A 10,730-nucleotide genomic window follows, 5' to 3' on the forward strand; every position below is an offset into this window, starting at 1 on the left:
GGGTGGTCGTGGCGTTGTGTTCGGCGAAGGTGTCCAGTTCGCGGGTGAGGCGGCGGGTCCAGTCGGGCATGCGGGCGGCTCTGTGGCGGGCGGCGGGCCAGCCGGCGGCGTCGCCGGCGGCGAGTCCGAGCAGGAGGCCTTCGGCCTTTCGTCCGGCTTCGCCTTCGGTCCTTCTGTCTCCCGCCCGCGCACCGCCCGCAACTGTCACCCGAGGGGTACTGGTCGCTCGTGGCGCGCATTCTCCGTCGGCGGCCGCCGGATCGTGCGGCGTCATGCGGGGGCCTCCGTTCCGTCGCCCGCCAGGACGAAGTCGGTCGGCCCTGGCTCCTCGCCGTGTGCCGCGGCCCACGGCGTCAGCAAGTCCGCCACGTCCAGGACGTGGTAACCCGCCATCGCCGGCAGGCACCGGCCGCGGACCGGGCCGATGGGGGTCGTCCAGGCCTTCGGAATCGCCGACACTCCCCGCGTCGCGCCCGCCAGGGCACCCGCGACGGCCGCCGTCGTGTCCGCGTCGCGGCCCATGTTCACCGCCGTCAGGACGGACTGTTCGAAGTCGCCGTCGGCCGCCGCGTACGCGCCGAAGGCGAGGGCGACCGCCTCGGGGGCCAGGTCGGTCCAGGGGTAGCCGCCGATGACGACCGCGGAGCGGACCGCGCGTTCGCCGCGGTGGGCCACCGTCACCGCGCGGCGCAGGCAGCGGGCCGTCCAGGAGTCGTCGGGCACGACCGCGAGGGCGGCGGCCACGACCGCGATCGGCTGGGCGCCCGCCATCGCCGCCGCCACGCCCGCCGCCACCGCCTGGCCGCCGTAGATGCCCTCACCGTCATGGCTCACCGAGCCGTCGATCGCCACCAGCCGGGCCGCCTCCGCCGGGCGGCCGGGCGCGAACACCCCGAAAGGGGCCGCGCGCATGGCCAGACCGTCGCTCCAGGCGTGCCGGTGCTGGGCGGAGATGGGGGCCGCCAGGCCTCGGCGGAGGTTCTCCAGCGTGCCGCGTTCGCTGAAGCCGGCGCCCCGGAAGGGTCCCTCGTCGCGGTCGGCGATCCACTCGTGCCAGGCCGTCTCCACGTGCGCGGGGGTGAGTGCCGAGCCGTGCCGGGCCAGGAGGAGGCCGGAGAAGATCGCGTACTCGGTGTCGTCCGTGCCGGCCGGGTGCTCGGCGACGTAGCCGGTGATACGGCCCCACCGCGCGCGGATCTCGGAGGGCTTCATGTTCTCGGCCGGGGCCCCGAGCGCGTCACCGACGGCCAGGCCCAGCAGTGCGCCGCGTGCCCGTGCGCGGAGTTCGGCGGCGTCGCCGGGCGCCGGGACGGAGGGGATGCAGGCGATCGATGCCATACGGGATGTGTCCCACTCCGGCGACCGCCCCGAGCCTCGGGGCCCCCAGCATCACCCGGTCGACATCTGTGCATGATCGTTATCAGGTGAGCGCATAAGGGTAAAACCGCAGGTTAGCCCAGCCTTTCCTTGCTGGCGGCATCGGAATTCACGGCGTACTTTGGTTGCTGTAAAAATCTGGAACTTGTCCAAAGAGGCTTGTTCAGCAAGGGAATCGGGGATTTTTCATGGCCATCATCGAGACCGAGGCGGCGCTGCACGAGGCGCACCGGGACAACCACACCCACCGGGACGTGAACGGCGGCTGGCTGCGTCCCGCGGTGTTCGGTGCGATGGACGGCCTCGTCTCCAACCTGGCCCTGATGACCGGTGTCGCGGGCGGCTCGGTCGGTCAGCACACCATCGTCCTGAGCGGGCTCGCGGGCCTGGCCGCCGGCGCCTTCTCCATGGCCGCCGGTGAGTACACCTCCGTCGCCTCGCAGCGCGAGCTCGTCGAGGCCGAGCTGGACGTGGAGCGGCGCGAGCTGCGCAAGCACCCGCAGGACGAGGAGGCCGAGCTCGCCGCGCTCTACCGGGCGCGAGGGGTCGAACCGCGGCTGGCCAGTGAGGTCGCCCGGCAGTTGTCGAAGGACCCCGAGCAGGCGCTGGAGATCCACGCCCGGGAGGAACTGGGCATCGATCCCGGCGATCTGCCCTCGCCCACCGTGGCCGCGGTGTCGAGCTTCGGCTCCTTCGCGCTGGGTGCGCTGATCCCCGTCCTGCCGTATCTGCTGGGTGCGAGCAGCCTCCTGCCGGCCGTGCTGCTGGCCCTGCTCGGGCTCTTCCTGTGCGGCGCGGTGGTGGCCAGGGTGACGGCCCGCACCTGGTGGTACAGCGGTCTGCGGCAGCTGTTCCTGGGAGGCGCGGCGGCCGGTGTGACGTACGCCCTGGGCACCTTGTTCGGAACGGCCGTAGGATAGTCCGGCTTTGACTTATGCGTTGGGCCGCATAAGTAGCCGTTACTCGCTGGTTTCGAATGTGCAACCACGGGGCATGAGCCGTAAGCGCTGCGGGCAACGAGGCCCGTGGGCGCGGTCAGCGGGGTGGGCGACGACGCCTGTCCCGCCCTCGGGCCCGACGGGCATCGATCTCACCCGGTCGTTCCGTACTGGCCCCCATAGCTTCCACCGTCGGTGCGGTACCCCTGCCGCTAGCCGCCGGTGTCCGCATGTTGGAACGGATTATCCCGCTTCCCGAGAATCGCTCCATCATGTAACCTGCACGAAATTTTGCGATCACGCGAGGGCCAACGTCGTCCCTCGGCACTTGCACATGCCACCTGACGACGACGGGAGAGCCGATGCGTACGCCGCGCCAGCCGTCCCAGCATTCCGCGAATGGCCAGAACTGGTCGTTCATGGATGCTCGCCCTGCTGCGCAGGGTATGTACGACCCCCGCAACGAGCACGACGCCTGTGGCGTCGGCTTCGTCGCCACCCTCACCGGCGAGGCGTCCCACACCCTGGTCGAGCAGGCTCTGACCGTCCTGCGCAACCTCGAACACCGCGGCGCCACCGGCTCCGAGCCCGACTCCGGTGACGGCGCCGGCATCCTGTCGCAGGTCCCGGACGCCTTCTTCCGTGACGTGGCCGGATTCGAACTGCCCGAGGCCGGTGCCTACGCCGTCGGTACCGCCTTCCTGCCGGAGGACTCCGCCGCCGACGCCGTCTCGCAGATCGAGACGATCGCGGCCGAGGAGGGCCTGACCGTGCTCGGCTGGCGCGAGGTGCCGGTCGCTCCCCAGTTGCTCGGTGCCACCGCCCGGTCGACCATGCCGGTCTTCCGCCAGATCTTCGTCAGCGACGGCGTGTCGGAGGGCATCGCCCTCGACCGCAAGGCCTTCGTGCTGCGCAAGCGCGCCGAGCGCGAGGCCGGCGTGTACTTCCCGTCGCTGTCCGCGCGGACCATCGTCTACAAGGGCATGCTGACCACCGGCCAGCTGGAGCCCTTCTTCCCGGACCTGTCCGACCGCCGCTTCGCCTCCGCGATCGCGCTCGTGCACTCGCGGTTCTCGACGAACACGTTCCCGTCCTGGCCGCTGGCCCACCCGTACCGCTTCGTCGCGCACAACGGTGAGATCAACACCGTCAAGGGCAACCGCAACTGGATGGTCGCCCGCGAGTCGCAGCTCGTCTCCGACCTGTTCGGCTCCGACGACAAGGCCATAGAGCGGATCTTCCCGGTCTGCACGCCGGACGCCTCCGACTCCGCCTCCTTCGACGAGGTCCTGGAGCTGCTGCACCTGGGCGGCCGTTCGCTGCCGCACTCCGTGCTGATGATGATCCCGGAGGCGTGGGAGAACCACGACTCCATGGACCCGACCCGGCGCGCCTTCTACCAGTTCCACTCCAACCTGATGGAGCCCTGGGACGGCCCGGCCTGTGTCACCTTCACCGACGGCACCCAGGTCGGCGCCGTCCTCGACCGCAACGGCCTGCGCCCCGGCCGCTACTGGGTCACCGACGACGGCCTCGTCGTCCTCGGCTCCGAGGTCGGCGTCCTGGACATCGACCCGGCCAAGGTCGTCCGCAAGGGCCGCCTCCAGCCCGGCCGCATGTTCCTCGTCGACACCGCCGAGCACCGCATCATCGAGGACGACGAGATCAAGGCCCAGCTCGCCGCCGAGGCGCCGTACGGGGAGTGGCTGGAAGCCGGCGAGATCGAGCTGTCCGACCTGCCCGAGCGCGAGCACATCGTGCACACGCACGCCTCGGTCACCCGCCGCCAGCAGACCTTCGGGTACACCGAGGAGGAGCTGCGCGTCATCCTCGCGCCGATGGCCAAGGCCGGTGCCGAGCCGATCGGCTCGATGGGCACCGACTCGCCGATCGCCGCGCTGTCGGACCGCCCGCGGCTGCTCTTCGACTACTTCACCCAGCTGTTCGCACAGGTCACCAACCCGCCGCTGGACGCCATCCGCGAGGAGCTCGTCACCTCGCTGCGCTCCTCGCTGGGCCCGCAGGGCAACCTGCTCGAGACGAGCGCGGCCTCCTGCCGCAGCGTCGTGCTGCCCTTCCCGGTCATCGACAACGACGAGCTGGCCAAGCTCATCCACATCAACGCCGACGGCGACATGCCCGGCTTCAAGGCCGCGACGCTGTCCGGCCTGTACCGGGTGCACGGCGGCGGTGACGCGCTGGGCGCGCGGATCGACGAGATCTGCGCCGAGGCCGACGCCGCGATAGAGAACGGCGCCCGGCTGATCGTCCTGTCGGACCGCCACTCGGACGCCGAGCACGCGCCGATCCCGTCGCTGCTGCTCACCGCGGCCGTCCACCACCACCTCATCCGCACCAAGCAGCGCACCCAGGTGGGCCTGCTGGTCGAGGCCGGCGACGTCCGCGAGGTCCACCACGTCGCCCTGCTCATCGGCTACGGCGCCGCCGCGGTCAACCCGTACCTGGCGATGGAGTCCGTCGAGGACCTGGTCCGCGCCGGCACCTTCCTGCCGGGCATCGAGCCCGAGAAGGCCATCCGCAACCTCATCTACGCCCTCGGCAAGGGCGTGCTGAAGGTCATGTCCAAGATGGGCATCTCGACCGTCGCCTCCTACCGCGGCGCCCAGGTCTTCGAGGCCGTCGGTCTCGACGAGGCCTTCGTCACGAAGTACTTCAACGGCACGGCCACCAAGATCGGCGGCGTCGGCATCGACGTCATCGCCAAGGAGGTCGCCGCCCGGCACGCCAAGGCCTACCCGGCCTCCGGCATCGCCCCGGCGCACCGCGCGCTGGACATAGGCGGCGAGTACCAGTGGCGCCGCGAGGGCGAGCCGCACCTGTTCGACCCGGAGACGGTCTTCCGCCTCCAGCACTCCACGCGCTCCGGCCGCTACGACATCTTCAAGAAGTACACCGAGCGCGTGAACGAGCAGTCCGAGCGGCTGATGACGCTCCGCGGCCTGTTCGGCTTCAAGTCCGACCGGAAGCCCATTCCGATCGACGAGGTCGAGCCCGTCTCCGAGATCGTCAAGCGGTTCTCGACGGGCGCCATGTCGTACGGCTCCATCTCGCAGGAGGCGCACGAGACCCTCGCCATCGCCATGAACCAGCTGGGCGGCAAGTCCAACACCGGTGAGGGCGGCGAGGACCCGGAGCGCCTGTACGACCCGGCCCGCCGGTCGTCCATCAAGCAGGTCGCCTCCGGCCGCTTCGGTGTGACCTCCGAGTACCTGGTCAACTCCGACGACATCCAGATCAAGATGGCCCAGGGCGCCAAGCCCGGCGAGGGCGGCCAGCTGCCCGGCCACAAGGTCTACCCGTGGGTCGCCAAGACGCGGCACTCGACGCCTGGCGTCGGCCTCATCTCGCCGCCGCCGCACCACGACATCTACTCCATCGAGGACCTGGCCCAGCTGATCCACGACCTGAAGAACGCGAACCCGCAGGCGCGGATTCACGTCAAGCTGGTCTCCGAGGTCGGCGTCGGCACGGTCGCCGCGGGTGTCTCCAAGGCACACGCGGACGTCGTCCTCATCTCCGGCCACGACGGCGGTACGGGCGCCTCGCCGCTCACCTCGCTCAAGCACGCGGGCGGTCCCTGGGAGCTCGGCCTCGCCGAGACCCAGCAGACGCTGCTGCTCAACGGCCTGCGCGACCGCATCGTCGTGCAGACCGACGGCCAGCTGAAGACCGGCCGCGACGTGGTCATCGCCGCGCTGCTCGGCGCCGAGGAGTTCGGTTTCGCGACCGCGCCGCTCGTCGTCTCCGGCTGCGTCATGATGCGCGTCTGCCACCTGGACACCTGCCCGGTCGGCATCGCCACGCAGAACCCGGTGCTGCGCGAGCGGTACAACGGCAAGGCCGAGTACGTCGTGAACTTCTTCACGTACATCGCCGAAGAGGTCCGCGAGATCCTCGCCGAGCTGGGCTTCCGCTCCATCGAGGAGGCCGTCGGCCACGCCGAGGCCCTCGACGTCACCCGCGCGGTCGACCACTGGAAGGCGCAGGGCCTGGACCTGGAGCCGCTGTTCCACGTGCCCGAGCTGCCCGAGGGCGCGGTCCGCCACCAGCTGATCGCCCAGGACCACGGCCTGGAGAAGGCGCTCGACAACCAGCTGATCAAGCTGGCCGCGGACGCCCTGTCCGCCTCGGACGCCACCGAGGCCCAGCCGGTCCGCGCCCAGGTGCAGATCCGCAACATCAACCGCACGGTCGGCACCATGCTCGGCCACGAGGTGACGAAGAAGTTCGGTGGCGCGGGCCTGCCCGACGACACCATCGACATCACCTTCACCGGCTCCGCCGGCCAGTCCTTCGGCGCGTTCGTGCCGCGCGGTGTCACGCTGCGCCTGGAGGGCGACGCCAACGACTACGTCGGCAAGGGCCTCTCCGGCGGCCGGATCGTGGTCCGCCCGGACCGCGCGGCCGACCACCTCGCCGAGTACAGCGTCATCGCCGGCAACACCATCGGCTACGGCGCCACCGGGGGCGAGATGTTCCTGCGCGGCAAGGTCGGCGAGCGCTTCTGCGTCCGCAACTCCGGCGCGACGGTCGTCTCCGAGGGCGTGGGCGACCACGGCTGCGAGTACATGACCGGTGGTCACGCGGTGGTGCTCGGCGAGACGGGCCGCAACTTCGCGGCCGGTATGTCCGGCGGTATCGCGTACGTCATCGACCTGGACCGCGACAACGTCAACGTCGGCAACCTGGACGCCGTCGAGGCGCTGGACGACACCGACAAGCAGTGGCTGCACGACGTGGTCCGCCGCCACCAGGAGGAGACGGGCTCGACCGTCGCCGAGAAGCTCCTGGCCGAGTGGGACACCGCCGTCGAGCGCTTCAGCAGGATCATCCCCAGCACGTACAAGGCAGTGCTCGCCGCCAAGGACGCCGCCGAGCGAGCCGGTCTCTCCGAGACCGAGACCCACGAGAAGATGATGGAGGCGGCGATCAATGGCTGACCCGAAGGGCTTCCTGAACCACGGGCGCGAGGTCGCCAGGTCCCGCCCCGTCGAGGAGCGCGTCAGGGACTGGAACGAGGTCTACGTCCCCGGCTCCCTGCTGCCGATCATCAGCAAGCAGGCCAGCCGCTGCATGGATTGCGGCATCCCGTTCTGCCACAACGGCTGCCCGCTCGGGAACCTGATCCCCGAGTGGAACGACTACGCCTACCGCGAGGACTGGGCCGCCGCCTCGGAGCGCCTGCACGCGACGAACAACTTCCCGGAGTTCACGGGCCGTCTGTGCCCCGCTCCGTGTGAGTCGGCGTGTGTGCTCGGCATCAACCAGCCGCCGGTCACCATTAAGAACGTCGAGGTCTCGATCATCGACAAGGCGTGGGAGACCGGGGACGTCGCCCCGCAGATCCCAGAGCGCCTGTCCGGCAAGACGGTCGCGGTCGTCGGCTCCGGCCCGGCCGGTCTGGCCGCCGCCCAGCAGCTGACCCGCGCCGGCCACACGGTCGCCGTCTACGAGCGCGCGGACCGCATCGGAGGCCTCCTCCGGTACGGCATCCCCGAGTTCAAGATGGAGAAGCGGCACATCAACCGCCGTATCGAGCAGATGCGCGCGGAGGGCACCCGCTTCCGCACGGGCATCGAGATCGGCCGCGACCTGAAGGCGACGGACCTGAAGAAGCGCTACGACGCGGTCGTCCTGGCCGTCGGCGCGACCACGGCCCGTGATCTGCCGGTGCCCGGCCGCGAGCTCAAGGGCATCTACCAGGCCATGGAGTACCTGCCCCTGGCCAACAAGGTGCAGGAGGGCGACTTCGTGGCGCCCCCCATCTCGGCCGAGGGCAAGCACGTCGTGGTCATCGGCGGCGGCGACACCGGCGCCGACTGCGTCGGTACCGCCCACCGCCAGGGCGCGGCCTCCGTCACGCAGCTGGAGATCATGCCCCGCCCGAACGACGAGCGGCACCCGGTCAACCAGCCCTGGCCGACCTTCCCGATGCTCTACAAGGTCACCTCGGCCCACGAGGAGGGCGGCGAGCGCGTCTACTCGGTGTCGACGACGCACTTCGAGGGCGACGAGGACGGCAACGTCCAGTGGCTGCACCTCACCGAGGTGGAGTTCATCGACGGCCGGCTGACCCCGAAGCCGGGCACGGAGCGCAAGATCCCCGCCCAGCTGGTCACCCTCGCCATGGGCTTCACCGGCACCGACCGGGAGAACGGCCTGGTCGAGCAGTTCGGCCTGGAGCTCGACGAGCGCGGCAACATCGCCCGTGACGACGAATACCAGACCAATGTGCCGGGCGTTTTCGTCGCCGGTGACGCGGGCCGCGGCCAGTCGCTCATCGTGTGGGCGATCGCCGAGGGCCGCTCGGCGGCTCGCGGGGTGGACCGCCACCTCACGGGTGCCAGCGAACTGCACGCGCCGATCCGCCCGACGGACCGCGCGCTGATGGTCTGACGGAGCGCATCACACAAGTGACCTGACGGTCACCCATACGTCCCGTACAAAGGCGTACGGGCGGGATATCTGGGGGCAGCAACATAAGCGGCTCCGCCGCAGGCCCCCAGACCCCCCGAGATGGCGCCTGCCCCACAGTCCCCGACCGGACGACCGGGCAGGCGCTGTCGCATGTCCTCAGCCGTTCCCGCTTCCGCTTCCGTTCTGGTCCGGCCGCACCTGGATGTGGTCCTCCTCCAGCTCCAGCAGCACCCGGTCCCGCATGCCCAGGGCTGTCGTGTACTCGGCCGGCAGCTGGAGGCGGCCCGCGCGGTCGAGCATCGCGTACTCGCGGGCCACCAGGGACTCCTGGCCCGCCTCGTCGACCTCCGTGCGGCGCAGCACCTCCGTCGACGTGCGGCCGTCGCGGATCGCGACCGTGCGGCGGACCTCGCCGGCGACCGCCTGGTCGTGCGTGACGATGACGACCGTCGTGCCCAGCTCCTCGTTGGCCCGGCGGAACGCCGCGAAGACCTGCTGCCCGGTCGCCGAGTCCAGCTCGCCGGTCGGCTCGTCGGCGAGCAGCACGGCGGGGGCGTTGGCCAGGGCGACGGCGATCGCGACGCGCTGCTGCTGACCGCCGGACATCTGCCGCGGACGCCGGTCCCGGCAGTCGGCGACGCCGAGCATGGCCAGCAGGTCGTCCGCCCGTCCGGCCCGCTTCCTGCGGGAGCCGCCCGCCAGCTGCATGGGCAGGACGACGTTCTGCGCCGCCGTCAGATACGGCAGCAGATTGCGTGCCGTCTGCTGCCAGACGAAGCCGACCACCTCACGCCGGTAACGCAACCGCGCCTTCGCGTCCATCGTCAGCAGATCACGGCCCGCGACCTTCGCCGTGCCGGCGGTCGGGACGTCCAGGCCGGCGAGGATGTTCATCAGCGTCGACTTGCCGCTGCCGGACGCCCCCACCAGGGCCATCAACTCGCCCTCCCGCACCAGGAGATCGAGCCCTTGGAGCGCCTGAACCTCCACGGCGTCCCGGCCACCGTGTTCGGCGAAGATCCGGACCAGCCGGTCGCAGGCGATCAGGGCGTCGTGCCCGTACGCGGGCCGGTCCCGGTGCCGCGCCGCCCGCCGCTCCAGTTCCGCGAGCGACTCCGTCGTACCGCTCATCGCATGTCTCCTGCCCTGAGGTGAGTGTTCGGTGTCCGGCGTCCCGCCCACCAGGCCTGCGTGACGGTCACCACCCCCGCCAGCAGCACCGCGACCGCGGCGGGCAGGGCCAGCGACCACAGGTCGGCCCGCAGCGCGGCACCCTGCGGCGCCGTGACGCCGGACGCGCCGGCCAGAGCGAGCCGGTCCAGGTCGATGCCGGGGGCGAGCAGGCGTACCGTGGCCCAGCCGACGGCCATGCCGCCGCCGGCCGCGAGCAGCGCCGGGGGCAGCGCCTCCAGGCCGAGCAGGTGGCGCCCCTGGCGGGCCGTCAGGCCCAGGGTGCGCAGCCGGGCCAGCAGCGCGGCCCGTTCCGGTGCGGACCGCAGCAGGCCGAGCACCAGGGCGAGCACGGCGTAGCCGGCGCCCGCGAGGACGGCCCAGGCGTAGATCCGTTCGGCGCCCGCCTGCAACGGTGAGTCGGACAGCGCCGCGCGTACCTCGCCGCGCGGTGTCACGGAGAGGTTCGACCCGGCGCCGCGCACGGCTGCCCGCAGCGCCTTCGCGTCGAGCCCGGCACCCGAGGCCAGCAGGGTCGTGGGGCCGCCGGAGCCCTTCAGACCCGCCGCGTCGACCAGCAGGAACTCGCCGTCGGGGACGGCCGGGGTGCGGGGGCGCACGGCGGTGATCCGCACCGTGACCGCTCCGCCATCCGTCACGATCCGGCGCGGCGCCCGCCCGAGCCGCTCGGCGACCCCGGAGGAGGCGACGGCGCCCAGCACCCCGCCCCCGGCTCCCAGCCGGTCGGCCGCGAACCCCCCGAGATCCATCTGCCGGGCCACCTCCGCGTAGGTCTCCGGCTCGACG

General features: G+C 71.4%; 5 protein-coding genes and 2 pseudogenes. 3 read left to right on the top strand and 4 right to left on the bottom strand.

Annotated features, from left to right (window positions below; translation table 11 throughout):
• Both AOQ53_RS46160 and AOQ53_RS13680 read right to left on the bottom strand, forming a co-directional pair.
• Positions 1-208, bottom strand: a pseudogene (locus AOQ53_RS46160) (ADP-ribosylglycohydrolase family protein); the annotation flags it as partial.
• Between the two features lie 62 nt (positions 209-270).
• The gene (locus tag AOQ53_RS13680) at positions 271-1,338 is read right to left on the bottom strand and encodes an ADP-ribosylglycohydrolase family protein (protein ID WP_059417315.1); all 1,068 of its coding nucleotides are present in this window, start codon (positions 1,336-1,338) and stop codon (positions 271-273) included.
• A gap of 227 nt (positions 1,339-1,565) precedes the next feature.
• Here AOQ53_RS13680 and AOQ53_RS13685 point away from each other — a divergent pair, with 227 nt between their 5' ends.
• The 3 genes from AOQ53_RS13685 to AOQ53_RS13695 all read left to right on the top strand — a co-directional run bounded on the left by AOQ53_RS13685 (position 1,566) and on the right by AOQ53_RS13695 (position 8,732).
• Complete coding sequence (locus tag AOQ53_RS13685) at positions 1,566-2,297, top strand: VIT1/CCC1 transporter family protein (protein WP_059417316.1); 732 nt, start codon at positions 1,566-1,568, stop codon at positions 2,295-2,297.
• A 380-nt stretch (positions 2,298-2,677) separates the two neighbouring features.
• Entirely contained in the window at positions 2,678-7,276 is a 4,599-nt protein-coding gene (gltB, locus tag AOQ53_RS13690) for a glutamate synthase large subunit (protein WP_078945299.1), read from the top strand.
• Complete coding sequence (locus AOQ53_RS13695) at positions 7,269-8,732, top strand: glutamate synthase subunit beta (RefSeq protein WP_059417318.1); 1,464 nt, start codon at positions 7,269-7,271, stop codon at positions 8,730-8,732. The genes gltB and AOQ53_RS13695 overlap by 8 nt, the downstream gene beginning before the upstream one ends.
• Before the next feature lie 177 nt (positions 8,733-8,909).
• Here the strand turns inward: AOQ53_RS13695 and AOQ53_RS13700 are convergent, their stop codons facing one another.
• Together AOQ53_RS13700 and AOQ53_RS13705 are read right to left on the bottom strand one after the other, a co-directional pair.
• Complete coding sequence (locus AOQ53_RS13700) at positions 8,910-9,884, bottom strand: ABC transporter ATP-binding protein (protein ID WP_059417319.1); 975 nt, start codon at positions 9,882-9,884, stop codon at positions 8,910-8,912.
• A pseudogene (locus AOQ53_RS13705) lies at positions 9,881-10,730 on the bottom strand (ABC transporter permease); the annotation flags it as partial. The pseudogene AOQ53_RS13705 and the gene AOQ53_RS13700, both read right to left, overlap by 4 nt.

Source organism: Streptomyces azureus (assembly GCF_001270025.1).
In the GTDB taxonomy this organism is placed as follows: Bacteria; Actinomycetota; Actinomycetes; order Streptomycetales; family Streptomycetaceae; genus Streptomyces; species Streptomyces azureus.

Bases quoted from the DNA above. Each gene is read 5' to 3' on its own strand.
- AOQ53_RS13680 (WP_059417315.1), bottom strand. From the start codon at position 1,338: ATGGCATCGATCGCCTGCATCCCCTCCGTCCCGGCGCCCGGCGACGCC.
- gltB (WP_078945299.1), top strand. From the start codon at position 2,678: ATGCGTACGCCGCGCCAGCCGTCCCAGCATTCCGCGAATGGCCAGAAC.
- AOQ53_RS13700 (WP_059417319.1), bottom strand. From the start codon at position 9,884: ATGAGCGGTACGACGGAGTCGCTCGCGGAACTGGAGCGGCGGGCGGCG.
- AOQ53_RS13695 (WP_059417318.1), top strand. From the start codon at position 7,269: ATGGCTGACCCGAAGGGCTTCCTGAACCACGGGCGCGAGGTCGCCAGG.
- AOQ53_RS13685 (WP_059417316.1), top strand. From the start codon at position 1,566: ATGGCCATCATCGAGACCGAGGCGGCGCTGCACGAGGCGCACCGGGAC.